Genomic DNA, 22,550 nt, shown 5'->3' on the forward strand with positions numbered 1-22,550 from the left:
TTATGGCTGATTATCAGGGTAAAAAAGTCGTCATTATCGGGCTGGGGCTAACCGGCCTTTCCTGCGTTGATTTCTTTATGGCGCGTGGTGTTACGCCGCGTGTGATGGATACCCGTATTAATCCGCCAGGCCTGGATAAATTGCCTGAAAGCGTTGAGCGCCATGTCGGCGACCTTAATCAACAGTGGTTATTAGATGCAGATTTGATTGTGGCCAGCCCAGGCATCGCGCTGGCACATCCTGCATTGAGTGACGCCGCCGAGGCCGGTGTCGAGATTGTCGGCGATATCGAGCTGTTCTGCCGTGAGAATCAGGCACCTGTAGTGGCGATTACCGGCTCTAACGGTAAAAGCACGGTGACCACGCTGGTGGGCGAGATGGCTAAAGCGGCGGGCTGGCAGGTAGGCGTCGGTGGCAATATTGGTGTTCCGGCACTGACGTTATTGAAACAAGAAAACCAACTGGTGGTACTAGAGCTGTCGAGCTTCCAGTTGGAAACTACCTCAAGCTTGCATGCCAGTGCGGCCACCATCTTGAACGTAACAGAAGATCATACCGACCGTTATCCGTTCGGTTTGCAGCAATATCGCGCAGCTAAACTGCGAGTTTATGAAAACGCTAAAGTCTGTGTTGTGAATGCCGATGACGCGCTTACCATGCCGGTGCGTGGCGCTGATAGCCGCTGTATTAGCTTTGGTGTGGATGTGGGTGACTACCATCTGAATAAGCAGCAGGGAGAAATCTGGCTGCGGGTTCGGGGTGAAAAAGTCTTGAATACCCGCGAAATGAAATTGACCGGTCGCCATAACTATACCAATGCGTTGGCAGCACTGGCGCTGGCTGATGCCGTAGGGATTCCCCGTTCGTCAAGTTTGAAAGCATTGACCACATTTACCGGCTTATCACACCGCTTCCAACTGGTGTTTGAGCACAACGGCGTGCGTTGGATTAATGACTCTAAAGCAACCAATGTGGGCAGTACGGAAGCGGCGTTGGATGGCATACAGGTTGAAGGCACCTTGCATCTATTGCTGGGAGGCGACGGTAAATCCGCTGATTTCTCTGGGTTGACGCGTTTTCTACAAGGCGACCATATCAAAATTTACTGCTTTGGCCGTGATGGTGAGCAACTGGCTGAACTGCGCCCTGAGGTCTCTCAGCTTACCGAGACGATGGAACAGGCCATGGTACTGCTGGCGCAGAGACTGGCTCCGGGGGATATGGTGTTGCTGTCTCCTGCTTGCGCCAGTTTGGACCAATTCCGCAGTTTTGAACAACGTGGTGATGAGTTTGCTCGCCTGGCAGAGGAGTTGGGCTGATGCGCATGCCGGGGCTGGGGCTGTTTAATACCGTAAAACATTTTGTGATGGGATCGCGCGAAAGCGACACCACCAGCATGGTGCTTTACGACAGAACCTTGCTGTGGCTGACATTCGGTTTGGCGATTATCGGTTTTGTGATGGTGACATCGGCATCAATGCCGATTGGTCAGCGTCTGGCTAGTGATCCCTTCTTATTTGCCAAACGTGATGCTCTCTATCTGGCACTGGCATTGGGTTTGTCGCTAGTGACATTACGTATCCCGATGGAGGTTTGGCAGCGCTATAGCAATATTATGTTGCTGATTTCGATAGTAATGTTGCTGGTAGTGTTGGTGGTGGGTAGCTCGGTAAACGGGGCATCACGCTGGATTTCATTGGGGCCGCTGCGTATTCAGCCAGCGGAATTATCCAAGCTGTCACTGTTTTGTTATCTGGCCAGCTATCTGGTGCGTAAGGTTGAAGAGGTTCGCAGTAATTTCTGGGGCTTCTGTAAACCGATGGGGGTCATGGTTATTCTGGCGGTGTTACTGCTGGCACAGCCTGATCTAGGCACGGTGGTGGTGCTGTTTATTACCACGCTGGCGATGCTGTTTCTGGCTGGCGCGAAAATGTGGCAGTTTTTGGCGATTATCGGCTCTGGTGTGTTTGCGGTTTGTCTGCTGATTGTTGCTGAACCCTACCGTATGCGCCGTGTGACATCCTTCTGGAATCCATGGGCGGATCCGTTCGGTAGTGGTTATCAGTTAACCCAGTCGCTGATGGCTTTTGGCCGTGGTGAATTCTGGGGGCAAGGCTTAGGTAACTCAGTGCAGAAACTGGAGTATTTACCGGAAGCACATACCGACTTTATTTTCTCGATTTTAGGCGAGGAACTGGGGTATTTCGGTGTGGTTCTGGCACTGTTAATGGTATTCTTCGTCGCTTTTCGTGCTATGTCCATCGGCCGTCGCGCGTTGGAGATAGATCAGCGATTTTCTGGCTTTTTGGCTTGCTCAATCGGCGTCTGGTTCAGTTTTCAGGCACTGGTTAACGTTGGGGCTGCTGCCGGAATGTTGCCGACTAAAGGGTTGACCTTACCACTGATCAGTTACGGTGGTTCGAGCTTGATTATTATGTCAACGGCAATTGTGCTGTTGCTACGCATTGATTTTGAAACACGCCTGGCAAAAGCCCAGGCGTTTGTAAGGAGTGCCCGATGAGTGGCAAGACCAAGCGTTTAATGGTGATGGCTGGTGGCACCGGGGGGCATGTCTTCCCCGGATTGGCCGTGGCACATCATCTGATGGCGCAAGGCTGGCAGGTGCGTTGGCTCGGCACCGCAGACCGAATGGAAGCGTCATTGGTACCCCAAAATGGCATTGAGATTGATTTCATCCAGATTTCTGGTCTACGCGGCAAGGGGCTAATGGCGCAACTGATGGCACCAGTGCGGATTTATCGTGCGGTGCGTCAGGCCAAGAAAATCATGCGTGACTACCAGCCGGACGTGGTGCTAGGCATGGGCGGTTATGTTTCCGGTCCCGGTGGTTTGGCGGCATGGCTGTGCGGTATTCCAGTGGTGTTGCATGAGCAAAATGGCATTGCCGGTTTGACTAATCGCTGGCTAGCCAGAATTGCCAAAAAGGTGTTACAGGCCTTCCCCGGCGCATTCCCAAATGCTGATGTGGTGGGTAATCCGGTTCGTACCGATGTTCTTGCGCTGCCATTGCCGGCGCAACGTTTGGTCGGCCGTGAAGGCCCGGTTCGTGTATTGGTTATCGGTGGTAGCCAAGGCGCGCGGGTGCTAAATCAGACAATGCCGCAGGTTGCCGCACAGTTGGGTGAGAAAGTCACGCTGTGGCATCAGGTAGGTAAAGGCGCATTGCCAGAGGTATTACAGGCATACCAGCAAGTCGGGCAGGGCGATGATAAGCATAAAATTACTGAGTTTATCGACGATATGGCAGCCGCTTATAGTTGGGCCGATGTGGTGGTGTGCCGTTCAGGTGCGCTGACGGTCAGTGAAATTGCCGCCGCAGGTTTACCGGCGATTTTTGTGCCGTTTCAGCATAAAGACCGGCAGCAATATTGGAATGCACTGCCGCTGGAAAAGGCCGGTGCGGCCAAGATTATCGAGCAGCCGCAATTTAGCGCCGAGGCGGTCAGCAGCTTATTGGAACAGTGGGATCGAGCAACCTTACTGACTATGGCTGAACAGGCAAGATCCGTGGCTATCCCGGACGCTACTGAGCGCGTAGCTGCTGAAGTGGTCGCGGCCAGTAAGTAATAGTAAAAATAGATAATGAACAGCAGGTAGTTAGGTTAATGCGGGCTGTGAATATGCAACAGACAAAAAAGTGAAGAGAAACGTGAATACACAACAACTGGCGAAACTACGAACTATCGTGCCCGAGATGCGTCGCGTCCGGCACATTCACTTTGTTGGCATCGGTGGTGCCGGCATGGGTGGTATCGCTGAAGTGTTGGCTAACGAAGGTTATCAGATTAGCGGTTCAGATTTGGCACCTAACCCGGTCACTCAGCATTTGGCCTCTTTGGGCGCACAAATCTATTTCCATCACCGTCCTGAAAACGTTCTGGACGCCAGTGTGGTCGTGGTTTCAACTGCAATCTCTGCGGATAATCCAGAGATAGTTGCGGCTCGCGAGGCGCGTATTCCGGTGATCCGCCGTGCAGAAATGCTGGCAGAGTTGATGCGTTTCCGTCATGGCATTGCGGTTGCAGGCACTCACGGCAAAACCACCACCACGGCGATGGTTTCCAGTATCTATGCTGAAGCCGGTCTGGATCCAACCTTTGTTAACGGCGGGTTGGTGAAAGCGGCAGGGACCCATGCTCGTCTTGGGTCCAGCCGTTACCTGATAGCAGAAGCCGATGAAAGTGATGCGTCATTTTTGCATCTGCAACCGATGGTGGCGATTGTCACCAATATCGAAGCCGACCATATGGATACTTATCAGGGCGACTTTGAGAACTTAAAACAGACGTTTATTAACTTTTTGCATAACTTGCCATTCTATGGCCGTGCGGTGATGTGTATTGACGATCCCGTGGTGCGCGAGTTGCTACCGCGAGTAGGCCGCCACATTACCACCTACGGTTTCAGTGATGATGCCGATGTGCAGATCGCCAGCTACCGGCAGGAAGGCCCACAGGGGCACTTCACGCTCAAACGCTTGGATAAGCCATTGATGACGGTGACCTTGAATGCACCGGGTCGTCATAACGCGCTCAATGCAGCGGCGGCGGTGGCTGTGGCGACAGAAGAAGGTATTGAAGACGAAGATATTCTGCGCGCGTTGGCAGGGTTCCAGGGGACTGGTCGCCGCTTTGATTTCCTCGGCAACTTCCCGCTGGCACCGGTCAATGGCAAAGAAGGCAGTGCGATGCTGGTTGATGACTACGGCCATCATCCAACTGAAGTGGATGCCACTATTAAAGCTGCGCGCGCGGGTTGGCCGGATAAGCGCATCGTGATGGTTTTCCAGCCGCACCGTTATACCCGTACCCGTGACCTGTACGACGACTTCGCCAATGTGTTATCGCAGGTTGATGTGCTACTGATGTTGGATGTGTACGCTGCCGGTGAACCGCCGATCCCTGGGGCTGATAGCCGCTCGTTGTGCCGCACCATCCGTAATCGTGGCAAGTTAGACCCAATTTTGGTTTCAGACAGTGAAACCGTGCCTGAAATTTTGGCGCAAGTGCTGAACGGCGATGACCTGATTCTGATTCAGGGCGCAGGTAACATTGGTAAAATTGCCCGTAAATTGGCTGAGCTTAAATTGCAGCCACAGATAAAAGATGAGGAACATCATGGCTGAGAAAGTCGCGGTACTGCTGGGTGGTACCTCCGCTGAACGTGAAGTGTCATTGCTATCAGGTCAGGCGGTATTAGCGGGCTTGAGAGAAGCAGGTATCGATGCCCATGGGATTGATACCCGAGACTTCCCAGTGACTCAGCTTAAAGAACAGGGCTTCGATAAGGTCTTTATCGCTTTACATGGCCGTGGTGGTGAAGATGGCACCTTGCAAGGGGTACTGGAATTCCTGCAACTGCCTTATACCGGCAGTGGCGTGATGGCGTCAGCCCTGACGATGGACAAATTACGCACCAAATTGGTGTGGCAGGCTTCAGGTCTGCCGATTTCGCCTTATGTCGCGTTGAATCATCAACAGTTTGAAACACTTTCGTCAGAGGAATTAGCGGCGGGTGTCGCTAAGCTTGGCCTGCCATTAATTGTTAAGCCAAGCCACGAAGGCTCCAGTGTTGGCATGAGTAAGGTTGATCACGTCGATCAATTGCAGAGTGCCTTGGTTGAAGCTTTCCGTCACGACAGTGATGTGCTGATAGAGCAATGGTTGAGTGGCCCGGAATACACCGTCGCGATCCTCGGTGATGATGTTTTACCATCAATCCGTATTCAGGCCCCCGGCGTGTTCTATGATTATGAAGCCAAGTATCTGTCTGACGAAACACAATATTTTTGCCCAAGCGGTTTGAGCAATGAGTTGGAGCAACAATTGGCGACGCTGGCATTGCAGGCTTATCAGGCGCTGGGTTGCAGCGGTTGGGGCCGGGTAGATGTCATGCAAGACAGTGACGGCAGTTTTTACCTGCTTGAAGTGAACACTTCACCGGGTATGACTAGCCACAGTTTAGTGCCGATGGCAGCCCGCCAGTCAGGGTTGAGTTTCTCCCAACTGGTCGCTCGAATTTTGATGTTGGCTGACTGATATGTCGCAAGCTGCCCTGAATGCGCGTGAACGTGCGGCTGAAAACAGCGTGGCCCGACGCAGTAACGGAGGCCAACTAGCAGGTCTGATTTTCCTGCTAATGGTTCTGGGTACCATGCTCTGGGGTGGGTGGGTCGTAGTGGGGTGGATGAAAGATGCCAGCCGACTGCCACTGTCAAAACTGGTGGTGACCGGTGAGCGCCATTACACCACCAATGATGATATTCGCCAGGCAATTCTGGCATTAGGCGCACCGGGTACCTTTATGACGCAGGATGTGAACATCATCCAGCAGCAGATTGAAAGGTTGCCTTGGATTCAGCAGGCCAGTGTGCGTAAACAGTGGCCGGATGAGCTGAAAATCCATCTGGTGGAGTATGTGCCTTTTGCTCGCTGGAATGATTTGCATATGGTTGATGAGCAAGGGCGGTCATTTAGTGTGCCGTCCGAGCGGGTCGGCACACAGAAATTGCCATTACTGTATGGTCCGGAAGGCAGTGAACAGGATGTCCTGGAAGGCTACCGGGCAATAAATAAGGTGTTAGCGGCCAATAAATATCAGCTAAAGATGGTGGCGATGAGCGCCAGGCATTCTTGGCAGTTGGCCTTAGATAATGATGTTCGGCTGGAGCTGGGACGGGATGACCGGATGGGGCGTTTGCAACGTTTCATCGAGTTATATCCGATGTTGCAACAGCAGCCAGATAAACGAGTCAGTTATGTTGATTTGCGATATGAGACAGGGGCTGCAATAGGTTGGGCTCCGGTATTTATCGGCAGTCAGGGTGGTGAGCCACCAATAAATGGCCAGCAGAACAGTAATCCGCAACAGAATCAGGCACAGGCAAAACAACAATGATCAAGTCGACGGACAGAAAACTGGTAGTAGGTCTTGAGATCGGCACGGCAAAGGTCTCCGCATTGGTAGGGGAAGTTCTGCCCGATGGCATGGTCAATATTATTGGGGTCGGCAGTTGCCCATCCCGTGGCATGGATAAGGGTGGGGTTAATGATCTTGAATCGGTAGTGAAATGCGTGCAGCGCGCTATCGATCAGGCTGAGTTAATGGCGGATTGCCAAATTTCATCTGTTTATTTGGCGTTATCGGGTAAACATATCAGTTGCCAGAATGAAATAGGGATGGTTCCTATTTCAGAAGAAGAAGTAACTCAGGAAGATGTAGAGAACGTAGTGCATACCGCGAAGTCGGTGCGTGTGCGTGATGAGCATCGTATCCTGCACGTTATTCCACAGGAATATGCCATCGATTATCAGGAAGGCATCAAAAATCCTGTTGGTCTGTCTGGCGTGCGGATGCAGGCTAAAGTGCACCTGATTACCTGCCATAACGATATGGCGAAGAATATTGTTAAAGCGGTGGAACGTTGTGGTCTGAAAGTGGACCAACTGATTTTCGCCGGTTTGGCAGCAAGTTATGCAGTATTGACTGAAGATGAGCGTGAGCTGGGGGTCTGTGTCGTTGACATCGGCGGTGGCACCATGGATATGGCGGTTTATACCGGTGGCGCTTTACGGCACACCAAAGTTATCCCTTACGCCGGGAACGTGGTCACCAGCGACATAGCTTATGCTTTTGGTACGCCGCCTACAGATGCGGAAGCGATTAAAGTTCGGCACGGCTGTGCGCTCGGGTCGATAGTCAGCAAGGACGAAAGTGTAGAAGTGCCAAGTGTTGGCGGACGCCCTCCCCGTAGTCTGCAAAGACAGACACTCGCTGAGGTTATAGAACCACGCTACACCGAGTTGCTGAATTTAGTTAATGACGAGATTTTACAATTGCAGGAGCAGTTGCGTCAGCAAGGCGTGAAGCATCATCTGGCAGCCGGTATCGTGCTGACTGGCGGTGCTGCACAAATTGATGGGCTGGCTGAATGCGCACAACGGGTGTTCCATGCCCAGGTTCGTATCGGTCAACCGCTCAATATCACCGGGCTGACGGATTATGCACAGGAACCTTATTACTCCACTGCTGTTGGGTTATTGCATTACGGTAAAGAATCTCATCTCAGTGGTGAGTCAGAAGTAGAAAAACGTGCCTCAGTGGGCAATTGGTTTAAACGTATCAATAGCTGGCTGAGAAAAGAGTTTTAATGTTTCAACAAAGAGATCATGCTGAACATATTTTTTGATCTCGAAGCGACAGGCACAAAACGGAGAGAAACTATGTTTGAACCTATGGAACTAACCAATGACGCGGTGATTAAAGTCATCGGCGTCGGTGGTGGCGGTGGTAATGCCGTCGAACACATGGTGCGCGAGCGCATCGAAGGTGTTGAATTCTTCGCCGTTAATACAGACGCTCAGGCGCTACGTAAGACGGCTGTTGGCCAAACCATCCAAATTGGTAGCGGTATTACCAAAGGGTTGGGTGCTGGCGCGAACCCAGAAGTGGGTCGTAATTCAGCCGAAGAAGACCGTGAAGCTCTGCGTGCAGCTCTTGAAGGCGCGGACATGGTCTTTATCGCCGCAGGTATGGGTGGTGGTACCGGTACTGGTGCTGCTCCTGTTGTTGCCGAAGTGGCAAAAGAACTGGGTATTCTGACAGTCGCCGTGGTTACCAAGCCTTTCAACTTCGAAGGCAAGAAACGCATGGCATTTGCTGAGCAGGGTATTGCTGAGTTGTCCAAGCATGTGGACTCACTGATCACTATCCCGAATGACAAATTATTGAAAGTTCTGGGGCGTGGCATCTCTTTACTGGATGCATTCGGTGCAGCGAACGACGTATTAAAAGGTGCTGTTCAGGGGATCGCCGAATTGATTACCCGCCCAGGCCTGATGAACGTTGACTTTGCCGACGTGCGCACAGTGATGTCCGAAATGGGTTATGCCATGATGGGCTCCGGTGTGGCTTGTGGTGAAGATCGTGCAGAAGAAGCAGCAGAAATGGCTATCTCCAGCCCGTTGTTGGAAGATATCGACCTGTCTGGTGCTCGTGGTGTGTTGGTTAACATCACTGCTGGTTTCGATTTACGTTTGGATGAGTTCGAAACTGTGGGTAATACTATCCGTGCATTCGCGTCCGACAATGCCACCGTTGTTATCGGTACATCGTTAGACCCGGAAATGAACGACGAACTGCGCGTAACTGTTGTTGCGACCGGTATCGGCATGGATAAACGCCCAGAAATTACGCTGGTTACCAACAAGCAGACTCAGCCTGTGATGGACCATCGTTACCAGCAGCATGGCATGTCACCTTTACCTCAGGAAGTTAAACCTGCGGCTAAAGTGGTCAATGACCCGACTGCTCAAACCAATAAAGAGCCCGATTATTTGGATATCCCGGCATTTTTGCGTAAGCAAGCCGATTAATTTTCGAATATTTGGAATCTCCGCTCTTTGTGCTAAACTGTCCCACCGATCTTGTTATAAGCTTGGTCGGTAGGATGGATAACATTGCGAGATAAAACGATGATCAAACAAAGGACTTTAAAACGTATTGTTCAGGCGACTGGCGTCGGTTTGCACACCGGTAAGAAAGTCACGCTGACAATGCGACCCGCGCCGGCTAATACCGGGGTCATCTATCGTCGCACTGACTTGAATCCACCGGTTGATTTTCCGGCAGATGCAAAATCCGTGCGTGATACCATGCTCTGTACTTGCCTGGTCAATGAGCATGACGTGCGTATTTCTACTGTTGAGCATCTCAACGCTGCTTTGGCAGGGTTAGGGATTGATAACATTATTATTGAAGTTAACGCTCCCGAAGTGCCGATTATGGACGGTAGTGCCAGTCCATTCGTGTACTTGCTGCTGGATGCCGGTATCGAAGAGTTAAACTCTGCGAAGAAATTCCTGCGTCTGAAAGAGACTGTGCGGGTTGAAGACGGTGATAAATGGGCTGAATTGTCTCCATTCAATGGATTCCGTTTAGATTTTACCATTGATTTTAATCACCCGGCGATTGACTCAAGTACTCAGCGTTACCGTCTGGATTTCTCGGCCGATTCATTCGTCCGTCAAATTAGTCGTGCGCGTACTTTTGGTTTCATGCGTGATATCGAATATTTACAGTCCCGTGGTTTGTGCCTGGGCGGTAGTTTCGATTGTGCCATTGTGGTAGATGATTACCGCGTGCTTAATGAAGATGGCTTACGCTTTGAAGATGAGTTTGTTCGTCACAAAATGCTGGACGCGATTGGCGACCTGTTTATGTGTGGCCACAATATTATTGGCGCATTTACTGCGTTCAAATCGGGTCACGCCTTAAATAACAAGTTGTTGCAGGCTGTTTTAGCGAAGCAAGAAGCTTGGGAATTTGTGACGTTCCAAGACGAAGCCGAAATGCCACTGGCATTTAAAGCTCCGTCTACAGTATTAGCTTACTAAGTACTTTTGTACCCAAACTCATTGGCATTACAGCCAGCTAACATCGCTGTAAGTTCAAGTGTGAAGGGAAAAGCTACTTATCACTTTTGGTTGCGTTGGCACTCTCTCCGGCCAACGCAGCCAATCGTTCCAATATTATCCTAAGTTTCTCAGGGCTACGGCTCGCTAATCCTCTTAATTCCTTAGCACTTTCCAGACTTAAATGACGTAATGGCGGCGATTTTTCAGGATCTTGCGCCGATTTTGCCACATCTTGCGTAATGTTATGGCCCTTGGCCATTAACGACGGATTAATCCTGATGTCGATTGAAGACAATGATGGTAGAATTTGTGCTCGTAGTGCAGAGAGCAGAGCGGGTTGTTCATAACGTAAGCGCATTAACCAGCTAGCGTTCGCAGTCTCTAGCACTAAAACACTCTGTCGATAGTTAGCGACACGGCACCACGGCTGCATTTGTGAAGGGAGCAATCCTTTTACCGCACGGTTAAGTTTTAACAGTGCAGTAGCGCGTTGTTGTACGTTATGTAGCGGTCCGTTTTCTGCTGCAATGGCATCATCGAACAGAACATCTAATAATTGTGGGCGGTTTTCACGCATTGACAAGGCTCCGGCGGATTTTAAACTTGTGATCGGTATTCTAAATCGTTGGCGACAATTTGGTAGACGTTATTTCTGGCCGCATCTCTTGTTAGGGATGGTAGCGGCGAGTCTTGGCGTGCCATCAAACCTGTCTGGCGTTCCAGATCAAACTGCAATACCGAATACATCATCAAGCCAAAGCCGTCAGAATTACGGTGTGACAAACTTTAACAGTTTGGCATTGTTGCATGATATGCATCGCCGTCCTTCATTCAGCGTAGACTACTGGCAACAGCATGCACTGCGCACGGTTATTCGTCACCTCTCATTTGCGTTGGCACCTCAGGTCGCTTATGCGCGGGTGCAAGAAGTTACAGCAGTCGAGCAAGCTCAGCCATCACAAATTCAGCAGCTTGCACTGTTGGATACCCTCAATGCGCTGTTGACACATGAGTTTAAGCCACCGGCTATCATTCGTTACACCGAGCAAGTTAAGCGGCCTGTTCTTTCGTTACACAAACCTGGACTCTGGCTTGCACAAGTGCAAGGCATCCGTGCCGGGCCTCCTATCCTATACCTTAAATAATTCGAGTTGCAGGAAGGCGGCAAGCGAGAGACAAATAGGTCCGGAACCGATTTGAACAGCATTTATGCTAGCCCGTAGGGTGAACCTCATTAATCTCGATGAGCTTACATAAGTAAGTGATTCGGGTGATTGAATGTAGCCAACGCACATGCAGCTTGAAGTATGACGGGTATAAGCTAATTATTCTCTTGGTTTACCTCAATTTTATACAACCTTTGGCCGCCGGTTTGGTGGTCTTGTAAGAGATATTAAGAATCATGCTAATCAAATTATTAACCAAAGTCTTTGGCAGCCGTAACGATCGTACTCTGCGCCGTATGCGCAAAGTGGTTGATCAAATCAGCCGTATGGAACCAGAAATTGAAAAACTGACCGATGCTGAGTTGCGTGCCAAAACAGATGAATTCCGCGAGCGTCTGGCAAAAGGCGCGGTGCTGGAAACCTTGATCCCTGAAGCTTTTGCGGTTGTTCGTGAATCAAGTAAACGCGTGTTTGGTATGCGTCACTTCGACGTGCAGTTGCTCGGCGGTATGGTATTGAATGAGCGTTGCATCGCAGAAATGCGTACCGGTGAAGGTAAAACGCTGACTGCAACGCTGCCAGCTTACCTGAATGCGTTGAGTGGCCGTGGTGTTCACGTGGTTACCGTCAATGACTATTTGGCTCAACGTGACGCCGAAAATAACCGCCCATTGTTCGAGTTCCTCGGTCTAAGCGTCGGTATCAACTTGCCGAATATGACAGCACCAGCCAAGCGTGCCGCTTATGCTGCTGACATCACTTATGGTACTAACAACGAATACGGTTTTGACTATCTGCGCGATAACATGGCTTTCAGCCCGGAAGAGCGTGTGCAGCGTAAATTGCACTATGCGCTGGTGGATGAGGTTGACTCCATCTTGATCGATGAGGCCCGTACCCCGCTGATTATCTCTGGTCCGGCGGAAGACAGTTCCGAGATGTATATTCGGGTTAACAAACTTATTCCAAAACTGATTCGTCAGGAAAAAGAAGACTCGGACACCTTCCAGGGTGAAGGCCACTTCTCGGTCGATGAAAAATCACGTCAGGTTCACTTAACTGAACGTGGCCTGATTCTGATTGAACAAATGTTAGTGGAAGCGGGCATCATGGAAGAAGGCGAGTCGCTGTACTCTCCAACCAACATTATGCTGATGCACCACGTCACGGCCGCGCTGCGCGCCCATGTGCTGTTTGCCCGTGATGTTGACTACATTGTGAAAGATGGTGAAGTTATCATCGTCGACGAACACACTGGCCGTACTATGCAAGGGCGCCGTTGGTCAGATGGCTTGCATCAGGCTGTTGAAGCAAAAGAAGGTGTGGAAATCCAGAACGAAAACCAAACACTGGCTTCCATTACCTTCCAGAACTATTTCCGTCTTTATGAAAAACTGGCCGGGATGACCGGTACGGCGGATACCGAAGCGTTTGAATTTAGCTCAATCTACAAGCTCGATACCATTGTTGTACCCACTAACCGCCCAATGATTCGTAAGGATTTAGCTGATTTGGTCTATATGACTGAACAGGAAAAAATTGGTGCGATTATCGAAGATATCCGTGAGCGTACTGCGAACGGTCAGCCAGTATTGGTTGGTACTATCTCGATTGAGAAATCTGAAGTGGTATCTGCCGAATTGACCAAAGCGGGCATTGAGCACAAAGTTCTGAACGCCAAGTTCCATGCCATGGAAGCAGAGATAGTCTCTCAGGCGGGTCAACCAGGCGCGGTAACTATCGCTACCAACATGGCTGGTCGTGGTACCGATATCGTGTTGGGGGGGAGCTGGCAGAGTGAGATTGCTTTGCTGGAAGATCCGACCGAAGATCAAATTGCCGCCATTAAGGCCGCCTGGCAGATTCGCCATGATGCCGTGCTGGCATCTGGTGGTTTACACATTATTGGTACCGAGCGTCATGAGTCACGCCGTATTGATAACCAGTTACGTGGTCGTGCGGGCCGTCAGGGTGATGCCGGTTCTTCACGCTTCTACTTATCAATGGAAGATGCCTTGATGCGTATTTTTGCCTCTGACCGTGTGTCTGGCATGATGCGTAAATTGGGTATGAAACCGGGCGAAGCCATTGAACATCCATGGGTGACGAAGGCCATTGCTAACGCACAGCGTAAAGTTGAAAGTCGTAACTTCGATATTCGTAAGCAATTGCTTGAATATGATGATGTCGCCAGTGATCAGCGTCGTGCCATCTATAGCCAGCGTAATGAACTGCTGGACGTATCTGATGTTAGCGAAACCATTAACAGCATTCGTGAAGATGTATTCAAAACAGTTATCGACAGCTACATTCCTACCCAGTCACTGGAAGAAATGTGGGATGTTGAAGGCCTTGAACTGCGCCTGAAAAATGATTTCGACTTGGATATGCCAATTGCACAATGGTTGCAAGATGAGCCACAACTGCATGAAGAAACGTTACGTGAGCGTATTCTTCAACAAGCAATTGAGGTGTATCACCGCAAAGAAGAAGTTGTTGGCATCGATATGATGCGTAACTTCGAAAAAGGCGTGATGCTACAAACGCTCGACTCCTTGTGGAAAGAACACTTGGCTGCAATGGATTATCTGCGTCAGGGGATCCATCTACGTGGTTATGCGCAAAAAGATCCTAAACAGGAATATAAGCGTGAATCTTTCGCCATGTTCGCTGCCATGTTGGAATCACTAAAATATGAAGTGATCAGTGTGCTGAGCAAAGTACAAGTGCGGATGCCAGAAGAGGTAGAAGCGCTGGAAGTACAACGTCGTGAAGAAGCCGAGCGTTTGGCGAAACAGCAGCAACTAAGCCATCAGTCTGACAACAGTGCCTTGATGTCAAAGGATGAAGTCAATGTAGCCGCTAGCCTTGAGCGTAAAGTGGGTCGTAATGATCCGTGCCCATGTGGTTCAGGCAAAAAATACAAACAGTGTCACGGCAGCCTACAGTAATACTTAAGGCCATTGGTAATACTGAAAATGAGGGCGGCTTAAAAACCGCCCTTTATTTTGTCGTTCTTTTTAGGACAGATACCAAGAGGCGATATAACTTACTGTTTATGCTCTGATCAGGAGAGAGAGAATTGAAACATTTACAGATAGCGGTAGGGATTATCCGCAACGCCCAGCAGGAGATTTTTATTACTCAGCGCGCTGCTGATTCTCATATGGCAGGTTTTTGGGAGTTTCCCGGTGGTAAGGTTGAGCAGGGTGAAACAGCGGAACTTGCTTTAAAACGTGAGCTGTCAGAAGAAGTAGGGATCGTGGTACAAGAGGCTGTGTTACTCAACGTCTTGGAGCATACTTTTACCGACCGTATCGTGACATTAAGTTTCTATATGGTTGAAGCGTGGGATGGTGAGCCCTTTGGCCGCGAAGGGCAACCCATTCGCTGGGTAAGGCAATCCGAATTGGTTGCCGAGGAGTTTCCGCCAGCGAATGCCGCAATCATTGCATTACTCACCCGATAACTCCGTGTTGCGCTTAATAAAATTGTAATTAATATAATGGGAAGGGAGCAAAATAGGATTGCTCCCCAATGATATGCGCATCAATGCGTTGGGGGTTCTTCCTCACTCCATTCATCACTGTCAGATAACTCGCCATGGCTTGAAATACGCTTTTCTTCGTCAGCCCATTCGCCTAGGTCGATCAGTTGACAGCGTTTGCAGCAGAAAGGGCGATATGGGCTTTGCTCTCCCCAGATAACGATTTTCCCACAGGTAGGGCAGTTAACTTCGATTTCTTCTAAGTCCATATTCTCTCCTTAAAAACCAACTGATTGATTGCCACATCAGCAGCAGGCTAATTCAAACGATAAACGGGCCGGAACGGTACCATTTTCACTGTCGAGCGGTAAAAAGCGAATAGCATACCGTGTTTTATGACCAGAAATTTGTGGGTATAGTTGTGGGTCTAATGGCAAGCGCAGCCGGAGTAGGTCAGCACCTTCGGCATTATCTTGAAAGAATCCATTCAAGCTGATTTGTGCCCGTAACGGACCCGACTGGCGAATTAAATCTAAAATGATGGTCAGAGACTGATTGAGTGGCGCTAAGCTTACCAGCAATTTATCAATATGTTGGTCACGCTGCTCCTGTGGTTGATGTAGCCAGGTATGTAACGTGGGTAAATCAAAGCTACAGTAGCCACCGGGAATACTAAGACGTTGGCGAACGACAGCGATTAAGCGGTCTTCTTTTAATGATTGCCCGATACGTGGCGCGGACATTAATACTGTGGCATGGCTTTTTAGTTTACTGCGCAAGGAGTCCACTCGCGACATATCCACACCGGGTATATCGGCCCATTGCTGTAACTTCTGTTGTTGGCGCTCAAGCTCTTTGAGCAAATCAGTGCGGACTTCGCCGCGATCCAAAACTTCAATCAAATCGCATGCGGCGCGAAAAAACGTTAATGCAGTGGCAATATTATCTAACGAACGTTGGCTTTCTAATTGTTGTAATAAAAATTCTATTCTCAGCCAGGTACGCATTTTTTCATTCAGCGGATGTTCAAAAAGTATTGTTGAGGTGAGGTCACTCATTGGTGTAGATCCTGTTGGGCCGCGGCTGCCAATATTAAATACTGTTGGTGTAATGAAGCAACTTGCGAGGCGATAATGGATGGATCGCCGCTATTGTCAATAATATCATCGGCACAGGCTAGCCGTTGTTGCCGCGAAACCTGTGACGCTAAAATATGTTCTGCCTGTTGGCGGGTAATACCATCTCTTGCCATCGTGCGCGTGAGTTGTATTTCAGGTGCTACATCTACCACTAACACACGATTAGCACGGTGCTGTAAACCATTTTCAAGCAACAAAGGAACAATCCAAAGTGCATATGGTTTATCAATATTCGCTAATTGGTGCTCAGTTTCTTGCTGAATAAGTGGATGCAACAGTGAATTTAACCATGCTTTTTCCTGCGGCTCACTGAAAATTTTTGCGCGTAATGCACTTCGGTTTAATGAACCATCTGCTTGCAAAATAGTTTCGCCATAGCGGGATGCGATAGCTGCCAATGCTGGCATACCCAGTTCAACAACCTGGCGAGCGATAATGTCAGCATCAACAAGGGGCACCCCAAAATCGGCGAATGCATCTGCTACGGTACTTTTGCCGCTGCCAATCCCGCCGGTGAGAGCCACAATATAGGTCATTGCCTAGCCTTGTATACTGTCAGTGAGTGGTCGAATTGTATCTGAAAGCAGGTGGGAAGAGATAGTAAGGTATGCATTCTGTTTGAGCTACGTGGAAAAATAAGTGAAGTGAGCGCGCAGATAAAAGAGTGGTTGCTATTCTCCAAGTAATTTGTGGGATTATAGCGTAAATAAAGGTGGATTCGCAGTCTTGCCGTAGAATTATTCATGCGTATGATAGCTTCACTGGGATGGCGTGATTTACGCCCGATCACTTTTTGCGATCTATCGCCACTAACCAGGAAATAATAAGCCATGCGTATTGAAGAAGGTTTGAAATTAGGTTTTAAAGATGTGTTAATCCGCCCTAAACGTTCCACACTGAAAAGCCGCTCTGAAGTAGAGCTCGAGCGCCAGTTTACCTTCAAACATTCAGGTTGGAATTGGTCTGGTGTACCTATCATCGCTGCTAATATGGATACTGTTGGCACCTTCCGCATGGCTGAAGTTTTGGCATCATTTGATGTGCTTACCGCAGTTCATAAGCACTACACGGTTGAACAATGGGCTGAATTTGTAAAACGGGTTCCTGAATCTGTATTGCGTCATGTCATGGTGTCGACAGGGACTTCCTCTGCCGATTTCGACAAAATGAAGCAAATTCTGGCATTATCACCGGCACTGAAATTCATCTGTATCGATGTAGCTAATGGCTACTCTGAGCATTTTGTTTCCTTCCTGCAAAAAGCTCGCGAAGCCTGCCCGGACAAAGTGATTTGTGCTGGCAATGTGGTGACTGGTGAGATGGTAGAAGAGCTTATCCTTTCTGGTGCAGATATTGTTAAAGTGGGTATTGGTCCAGGTTCTGTTTGTACCACGCGAGTTAAGACCGGTGTTGGTTATCCACAGCTATCTGCTGTGATCGAGTGTGCCGATGCTGCCCACGGTTTGGGTGGACAGATTGTCAGTGATGGCGGCTGCTCTGCACCGGGCGATGTGGCTAAAGCTTTCGGTGGTGGTGCTGATTTCGTGATGCTGGGTGGCATGCTAGCAGGGCACGATGAGTGTGAAGGCCGCGTGGTGGAAGAAAATGGCGAGAAATTCATGCTGTTCTACGGTATGAGTTCAGAGTCTGCTATGAAACGCCACGTAGGCGGAGTCGCTGAATATCGCGCCGCAGAAGGTAAAACAGTTAAACTGCCATTACGCGGTTCCGTTGATAACACGGTGCGCGACATTATGGGTGGCTTGCGTTCTGCTTGTACCTACGTGGGTGCTTCGCATTTAAAAGAACTGACCAAGCGCACCACCTTTATCCGAGTTGCAGAGCAAGAAAACCGCGTTTTTGGCAGTAACTGATTACGGATGGAAACAGGGCGTTATTTAACGCCCTGTTTCGACCTCCCTTTCCCCACGATACTTCGCCCTTAATACCCGTATTACCCAATAACATCCCCTAGTTGAAATATCGGTAAATACATTGCGATCACTAGAACCCCGACGATGCTGCCAATAATCAACATCAACAGTGGTTCCAACATTTGTGTGAGATTATCGGCTAAATCCTGTGTTTTTTGCCGATGCCAACCTGCTAGTTTTTCTAATAACACATCCAACGCGCCAGATTCTTCACCCACCCGAACCATTTGTTGGCATAGCGGCGGGAATAGATGATGTTGTGCAAGAGCGATATGCAGAGGCTCACCTTGGCTGATCTGTTGTTGAATATGTTTTAATGCTTGCTGATAGGTACAGTTATTGATGGAAAGGAGTGCGGCATCCAATCCGGCAGTTAGCGGTAATCCGGCATGTTGAGTGATAGCGAATGTTTGAAAAATTTGGCTAAGGCAACTTCCTCGGATTAATGTGGAGATGAGTGGGAGACGTAATAACAGTGTTTGCTCCCATTGTTGCACGTGCGCCTGACGCCGCCGCGCATAAAGGTATCCTATACATATTGATGTTAATAACACCGCAATATATGGCCCGTAAGTAGTAAGAAATACTGACATCAGCAGCAGCGTGGCAGTCAGTGTGGGTAATGGTGTATCAAATGATTGATAGATTTGTGCAAATTCAGGCAGCACCATGACCAGCATAACGAGGCTAACAACCATCGCGATAACGCAGACAAATATTGGATATTTGAGTGCCTTAATCACTTTCTTTTGTAATTTTTGTTGCCGTTCTTGGTGCTGTACCAACTGAATACAGCACTGTTCAAGGTTACCTGTCAGCTCCCCCATTGCAATCACTGGGGGGTATAATCGGGGGAACGTGTGTGGGTAACTCGCCATCGCTTCAGATAGTGATTGGCCCTGTGAAACCAGTTGGCTTATGTCCTGCAATAAGCAGCGCCACGGTAATGCATCTATCTCTTTCGCTAGCAGTTGCAGGCTATTAACCAAAGGCAGTCCGGCTTGCAGTAGTGTCGCCAATTGGCGAGTAACAGCCACCAGGTGCTCACCTTGCCAATAACTCATTGATAATCGCTTACCACCCTTAACGTTTAATGGTTGTAACCCTTGGCGGAACATTTGTTCATAAACAATATTTCGCTCTGTTGCCAATTGTGCTCCAGTCTGTAACTGTCCTGTAGTATCAATGGCTTTCCAGTAAAATAAACGTTGATGACTCACAGGATTACCTCGAATTCTTTCAGAGTTCCCACAACACGATTAATTTCACTAAGCGTAGTAACACCGCTTTCAACTAATGCCAAACCAGCAGAAAGTAATGTTACTTGTTCTTGCTCTTGTGCAATCTGAGTGAGCTTTGCCGGGCTGACATTGTTGAGCAAAGCTTGCTGGATTGGCGGGGTGACACTTAACATTTCGTAAATACCTGTGCGACCATAATAACCTGCGCAACAGTGTTCACAGCCCACGGCGAGATAATGTTGCAATGGACTCGCCCAAACACCTGCCGGAACCTGAAAAAGAGTGGGAGATGCCTGGCGACAGTGCAGGCAGAGCCTGCGAACCAGTCGTTGGGCGATAACTAACGTCAGGCTCGATGCAATTAAGTGACGTTCTATTCCCATTTGTGTCAGGCGTATTAGGGTTTCAGATGTTGAGTTGGTATGCAGTGTTGAAAGTACCAGATGCCCCGTTAATGCGGCCTTAACCGCTATCTCGGCAGTTTCATTATCGCGAATCTCGCCGAGCATAATCACATCAGGATCCTGGCGTAGCATCGCGCGTAATACGCAAGAGAAATCCAATCCAATTCTATTGTTAGTCTGAGTCTGATTTATGCCATCAACCTGGATCTCTATAGGATCTTCAACACTACAGATGTTTCTTTGCGGTTGATTGAGTTGGTCTAAACTGCAATAGAGCGTCACAGTTTTTCCACTTCCGGTAGGCCCAGTCACCAGAACTAAACCTTGCGGAGCAGATAATGCGCGCGTGAGTTGTTGGTGGGCCATGGTTGTCAGACCCAGACTGGCCAGCGTTGGTTGTTGATGAATATTCAGTATACGCAGCACCACTTTTTCACCGAACTGTACGGGGAGGGTGGCTATTCTTATGGAGTAGCGGGTGCCATTTAACACTAAAGCTAGCTGGCCATCCTGCGGTAACCGTTTTTCCGCGATATTCAATTTAGCCATAACTTTTAGGCAACTGCTGATACGGCTGGTTAATTCAGTTGTTGGAGGTGGGGATTCGTGTAAAACACCATCAATTCTTAAACGAATACGATAATGATGCTGATAAGGTTCAAAATGGATATCTGAGGAACGTTTCTGAATCGCCAATCTGAGTGTTTGCGTTATAAATTGAATAACGGGAATATCACTTTCATTATCCAGCAACGTCTCATCTAAATCCTGTTGTGGCAGAGAAGCTGAGCCTCCTCCTTGTCGTTTCCTCTCTTGTCGCGATACGCCTTGGCTATTTTCGGTAGATTCTACTTCTAGGTTTAGGTGCTCTTTTGCTGATGGCTCAAGGTTTAATAACTGTTCAATCTTAGCCTCAGGCCAGTATTCTACGGTAATTTTACGACCACAGGTAAAACGCAGAGCAGTTAATAATTCGTCATTCACTGGTTTGGATGACGCTATAGCGAGGTTTTTGCCATCGAGTTTTAAGGCTATTGCCCTATAACGACGACAGAGTTTGTGTAATTCAGCGCTGATTCGCTCGGGTTGGTGTGCCATGAATTCAGTCATTGGATTAGGCCTTATCATTGAAACGGAACACGGTCTTACAGCTATCAGCAAGGTTGTTATCTACGGTGGTACATGTTCTGGTCCAGACAATATTTCCACTACTACTAAGTGTGGGGGTCATCGAGAGAGTCAGGTCAGCAAGGGTATGTTGACCCGTAAGTGTAATCACACCTTGATCAATGGTTGTTGCACTGACATAACGCGATGGTTGCCCAGTCGGTACGCCGTTATTGCCCGCATTACAGCTATCGAACTTGGCATGCTCCAGAGCACAAAGTTCTACCGCCATTTTGTAGGGCACGATGGCTTGTAACATATCGGTGAGGGCTGCTTTTTGGATATAGCGCTGATAGGAAGGAATACCAATACCGCTAAGTACAGCAATGATGGCGATGGCAACCATTAATTCAATTAAGGTAAAACCCTGTTGCTTATTCATTTGTCACTCTCCTTGTGTGTGAGAAAACAAGGGAAGGGTGCAACTTTTTAATTGATGGCAACAGGGGCATTACATTGATTTGCGAAGCAGGCTGTCGAATATTTAGGTTGTTACAGTGAAGTCACAGATAACTTCGGCGATGCTCGCAAAAACAGAATTAGAGTCTGCTAATGGCTATCATCGGCCGAAGATAATTTGGTAGGCTTATTTAAATCGCATGGACAGGTCTAAAGCTGTCACGTGTTTTGTTAGTGCACCGACTGAGATGAAATCAATACCGGTTTCGGCATAGCTTCGCAGTGTTTCTAGCGTAACGTTGCCAGAAACTTCCAGTTGAGCACTCTCTTGGGTCTTAGCCAACTCATTACGCATGTGCACAGCATCACGCATCATTGGAATGGTAAAATTATCCAACATAATGATATCGGCACCAGCGGTTAATGCTTGTTGCAATTCATCAAGGGATTCAACTTCAACTTCGACGGGAACATCGGAATGAATCCAAAATGCTTTAGCAACCGCTTCTTTGATAGAGCCAGCAGCAATAATGTGATTTTCCTTGATAAGGAAAGCATCAGATAAGCCGAGTCGATGATTATTACCGCCACCGCAGAGGACGGCATATTTTAAGGCGGTACGCAGCCCTGGCAAGGTTTTCCTGGTATCGAGTAATTGTGTATGCAACCCAGAGAGCTCCGCCACATAACGGCTGACCTCGGTAGCGACACCGGATAAGGTTTGCAAGAAATTAAGTGCGGTGCGTTCACCGGTAAGTAGGATACGGGCAGGGCCAGTCAGATGGCAAAGTGTCTGATTAGCTATCAACTTGTCTCCATCGTTGACTAACCATTCAACTGTCACTTGGGCGCCAAGTTGAATAAACACTTCATTTAGCCAGCGCTGACCACAAAAGATACCAGCTTCGCGCGTAATAATCGTGGCATTAGCCTGTTTATCTGCTGGGAGTAATTGTGCGGTGAGGTCGCGATCTGCATTAACCTCACCACCCAGGTCTTCGCTCAAAGCTTGGGCAACAGTGAAAGGGATATCACATTGAATTCGTTCCAATAGCTCGGCACGGCGGCTGTCGGCATTATAGCTGCGGGTCGGCATATAAAACTCCGAAATGGCGGATAGATAATAGTTCAAACATGCTACTCTGTTGCTGGCTGAAGTGCCATAAAAGAGCCAGTT

General features: G+C 48.8%; 21 protein-coding genes. 13 read left to right on the forward strand and 8 right to left on the reverse strand.

Annotated features, from left to right (window positions below):
* The first annotated feature begins 2 nt into the window (after positions 1-2).
* From murD to lpxC, 9 genes are all read left to right on the forward strand, one after another.
* A complete protein-coding gene (gene murD / locus Q2T72_RS03820; RefSeq protein ID WP_372568675.1) occupies positions 3-1,319 on the forward strand; it encodes a UDP-N-acetylmuramoyl-L-alanine--D-glutamate ligase in 1,317 nt (438 codons plus the stop codon).
* Complete coding sequence (gene ftsW, locus Q2T72_RS03825) at positions 1,319-2,521, forward strand: cell division protein FtsW (RefSeq protein WP_083160525.1); 1,203 nt, start codon at positions 1,319-1,321, stop codon at positions 2,519-2,521. The genes murD and ftsW overlap by 1 nt, the downstream gene beginning before the upstream one ends.
* Positions 2,518-3,588 (forward strand): undecaprenyldiphospho-muramoylpentapeptide beta-N-acetylglucosaminyltransferase, encoded by a 1,071-nt coding sequence (murG, locus tag Q2T72_RS03830; protein ID WP_083160523.1) that lies wholly within the window; start codon positions 2,518-2,520, stop codon positions 3,586-3,588. Before ftsW ends, murG begins: the two co-directional genes overlap by 4 nt.
* 82 nt (positions 3,589-3,670) lie before the next feature.
* Complete coding sequence (murC, locus tag Q2T72_RS03835) at positions 3,671-5,146, forward strand: UDP-N-acetylmuramate--L-alanine ligase (protein WP_083160521.1); 1,476 nt, start codon at positions 3,671-3,673, stop codon at positions 5,144-5,146.
* Positions 5,139-6,059, forward strand: a complete 921-nt coding sequence (locus Q2T72_RS03840) for a D-alanine--D-alanine ligase (RefSeq protein ID WP_083160519.1) — start codon at positions 5,139-5,141, stop codon at positions 6,057-6,059. The genes murC and Q2T72_RS03840 overlap by 8 nt, the downstream gene beginning before the upstream one ends.
* A gap of 1 nt (position 6,060) precedes the next feature.
* The gene (ftsQ, locus tag Q2T72_RS03845; protein WP_083160517.1) at positions 6,061-6,918 is read left to right on the forward strand and encodes a cell division protein FtsQ; all 858 of its coding nucleotides are present in this window, start codon (positions 6,061-6,063) and stop codon (positions 6,916-6,918) included.
* Positions 6,915-8,171, forward strand: coding sequence for a cell division protein FtsA (gene ftsA / locus Q2T72_RS03850; RefSeq protein ID WP_002210431.1), 1,257 nt, complete (start codon positions 6,915-6,917; stop codon positions 8,169-8,171). Before ftsQ ends, ftsA begins: the two co-directional genes overlap by 4 nt.
* A 72-nt stretch (positions 8,172-8,243) precedes the next feature.
* Complete coding sequence (ftsZ, locus tag Q2T72_RS03855; RefSeq protein ID WP_004389003.1) at positions 8,244-9,395, forward strand: cell division protein FtsZ; 1,152 nt, start codon at positions 8,244-8,246, stop codon at positions 9,393-9,395.
* 99 nt (positions 9,396-9,494) lie between these two features.
* The gene (lpxC, locus tag Q2T72_RS03860) at positions 9,495-10,415 is read left to right on the forward strand and encodes a UDP-3-O-acyl-N-acetylglucosamine deacetylase (RefSeq protein ID WP_005181431.1); all 921 of its coding nucleotides are present in this window, start codon (positions 9,495-9,497) and stop codon (positions 10,413-10,415) included.
* 73 nt (positions 10,416-10,488) lie between these two features.
* Here the strand turns inward: lpxC and Q2T72_RS03865 are convergent, their stop codons facing one another.
* Entirely contained in the window at positions 10,489-11,013 is a 525-nt protein-coding gene (locus Q2T72_RS03865; RefSeq protein WP_193784725.1) for a DUF721 domain-containing protein, read from the reverse strand.
* A 28-nt stretch (positions 11,014-11,041) separates the two neighbouring features.
* Between Q2T72_RS03865 and secM the strand changes: the two genes are divergently transcribed.
* The 3 genes from secM (at position 11,042) to mutT (ending at position 15,071) form a co-directional block, all read left to right on the forward strand.
* On the forward strand, positions 11,042-11,581 hold the full coding sequence (secM, locus tag Q2T72_RS03870) for a secA translation cis-regulator SecM (RefSeq protein WP_083160513.1): 540 nt from the start codon (positions 11,042-11,044) through the stop codon (positions 11,579-11,581).
* Between the two features lie 257 nt (positions 11,582-11,838).
* Positions 11,839-14,553: a preprotein translocase subunit SecA gene (gene secA, locus Q2T72_RS03875; protein WP_083160511.1), complete on the forward strand. Its 2,715-nt coding sequence runs from the start codon at positions 11,839-11,841 to the stop codon at positions 14,551-14,553.
* A 131-nt stretch (positions 14,554-14,684) separates the two neighbouring features.
* Positions 14,685-15,071, forward strand: a complete 387-nt coding sequence (gene mutT, locus Q2T72_RS03880; protein WP_050132916.1) for an 8-oxo-dGTP diphosphatase MutT — start codon at positions 14,685-14,687, stop codon at positions 15,069-15,071.
* 80 nt (positions 15,072-15,151) lie between these two features.
* On the opposite strand, the gene yacG is transcribed toward mutT, so the two are convergent.
* From yacG to coaE, 3 genes are read right to left on the reverse strand one after another with little or no spacing between them, the layout of a single operon-like run.
* Positions 15,152-15,358, reverse strand: coding sequence for a DNA gyrase inhibitor YacG (yacG, locus tag Q2T72_RS03885; protein WP_050086102.1), 207 nt, complete (start codon positions 15,356-15,358; stop codon positions 15,152-15,154).
* Between the two features lie 36 nt (positions 15,359-15,394).
* The gene (zapD, locus tag Q2T72_RS03890) at positions 15,395-16,147 is read right to left on the reverse strand and encodes a cell division protein ZapD (protein ID WP_083160506.1); all 753 of its coding nucleotides are present in this window, start codon (positions 16,145-16,147) and stop codon (positions 15,395-15,397) included.
* Positions 16,144-16,764, reverse strand: coding sequence for a dephospho-CoA kinase (gene coaE, locus Q2T72_RS03895; RefSeq protein ID WP_083160504.1), 621 nt, complete (start codon positions 16,762-16,764; stop codon positions 16,144-16,146). Before coaE ends, zapD begins: the two co-directional genes overlap by 4 nt.
* A 294-nt stretch (positions 16,765-17,058) precedes the next feature.
* Between coaE and Q2T72_RS03900 the strand changes: the two genes are divergently transcribed.
* Entirely contained in the window at positions 17,059-18,102 is a 1,044-nt protein-coding gene (locus Q2T72_RS03900) for a GMP reductase (protein ID WP_083160502.1), read from the forward strand.
* An 80-nt stretch (positions 18,103-18,182) separates the two neighbouring features.
* On the opposite strand, the gene hofC is transcribed toward Q2T72_RS03900, so the two are convergent.
* From hofC to nadC, 4 genes are all read right to left on the reverse strand, one after another.
* Entirely contained in the window at positions 18,183-19,382 is a 1,200-nt protein-coding gene (gene hofC, locus Q2T72_RS03905; RefSeq protein ID WP_372568676.1) for a protein transport protein HofC, read from the reverse strand.
* Entirely contained in the window at positions 19,379-20,917 is a 1,539-nt protein-coding gene (gspE, locus tag Q2T72_RS03910; protein WP_372568677.1) for a type II secretion system protein GspE, read from the reverse strand. Before gspE ends, hofC begins: the two co-directional genes overlap by 4 nt.
* 4 nt (positions 20,918-20,921) lie before the next feature.
* A complete protein-coding gene (gene ppdD / locus Q2T72_RS03915; protein ID WP_372568678.1) occupies positions 20,922-21,356 on the reverse strand; it encodes a prepilin peptidase-dependent pilin in 435 nt (144 codons plus the stop codon).
* Between the two features lie 204 nt (positions 21,357-21,560).
* Positions 21,561-22,469, reverse strand: a complete 909-nt coding sequence (nadC, locus tag Q2T72_RS03920) for a carboxylating nicotinate-nucleotide diphosphorylase (protein ID WP_083160496.1) — start codon at positions 22,467-22,469, stop codon at positions 21,561-21,563.
* Positions 22,470-22,550: the final 81 nt, after the last annotated feature.

This window comes from Yersinia sp. 2466 StPb PI (assembly GCF_041538325.1).
GTDB classification, from domain to species: Bacteria; Pseudomonadota; Gammaproteobacteria; order Enterobacterales; family Enterobacteriaceae; genus Yersinia; species Yersinia enterocolitica_E.

Excerpts from the sequence above, each read along its gene's own strand:
- murD (WP_372568675.1), top strand. The coding sequence starts at position 3 with ATGGCTGATTATCAGGGTAAAAAAGTCGTCATTATCGGGCTGGGGCTA.
- ftsW (WP_083160525.1), top strand. The coding sequence starts at position 1,319 with ATGCGCATGCCGGGGCTGGGGCTGTTTAATACCGTAAAACATTTTGTG.
- murG (WP_083160523.1), top strand. The coding sequence starts at position 2,518 with ATGAGTGGCAAGACCAAGCGTTTAATGGTGATGGCTGGTGGCACCGGG.
- Q2T72_RS03840 (WP_083160519.1), top strand. The coding sequence starts at position 5,139 with ATGGCTGAGAAAGTCGCGGTACTGCTGGGTGGTACCTCCGCTGAACGT.
- ftsQ (WP_083160517.1), top strand. The coding sequence starts at position 6,061 with ATGTCGCAAGCTGCCCTGAATGCGCGTGAACGTGCGGCTGAAAACAGC.
- ftsA (WP_002210431.1), top strand. The coding sequence starts at position 6,915 with ATGATCAAGTCGACGGACAGAAAACTGGTAGTAGGTCTTGAGATCGGC.
- ftsZ (WP_004389003.1), top strand. The coding sequence starts at position 8,244 with ATGTTTGAACCTATGGAACTAACCAATGACGCGGTGATTAAAGTCATC.
- lpxC (WP_005181431.1), top strand. The coding sequence starts at position 9,495 with ATGATCAAACAAAGGACTTTAAAACGTATTGTTCAGGCGACTGGCGTC.
- Q2T72_RS03865 (WP_193784725.1), bottom strand. The coding sequence starts at position 11,013 with ATGCGTGAAAACCGCCCACAATTATTAGATGTTCTGTTCGATGATGCC.
- secA (WP_083160511.1), top strand. The coding sequence starts at position 11,839 with ATGCTAATCAAATTATTAACCAAAGTCTTTGGCAGCCGTAACGATCGT.
- yacG (WP_050086102.1), bottom strand. The coding sequence starts at position 15,358 with ATGGACTTAGAAGAAATCGAAGTTAACTGCCCTACCTGTGGGAAAATC.
- zapD (WP_083160506.1), bottom strand. The coding sequence starts at position 16,147 with ATGAGTGACCTCACCTCAACAATACTTTTTGAACATCCGCTGAATGAA.
- coaE (WP_083160504.1), bottom strand. The coding sequence starts at position 16,764 with ATGACCTATATTGTGGCTCTCACCGGCGGGATTGGCAGCGGCAAAAGT.
- Q2T72_RS03900 (WP_083160502.1), top strand. The coding sequence starts at position 17,059 with ATGCGTATTGAAGAAGGTTTGAAATTAGGTTTTAAAGATGTGTTAATC.
- gspE (WP_372568677.1), bottom strand. The coding sequence starts at position 20,917 with ATGACTGAATTCATGGCACACCAACCCGAGCGAATCAGCGCTGAATTA.
- ppdD (WP_372568678.1), bottom strand. The coding sequence starts at position 21,356 with ATGAATAAGCAACAGGGTTTTACCTTAATTGAATTAATGGTTGCCATC.
- nadC (WP_083160496.1), bottom strand. The coding sequence starts at position 22,469 with ATGCCGACCCGCAGCTATAATGCCGACAGCCGCCGTGCCGAGCTATTG.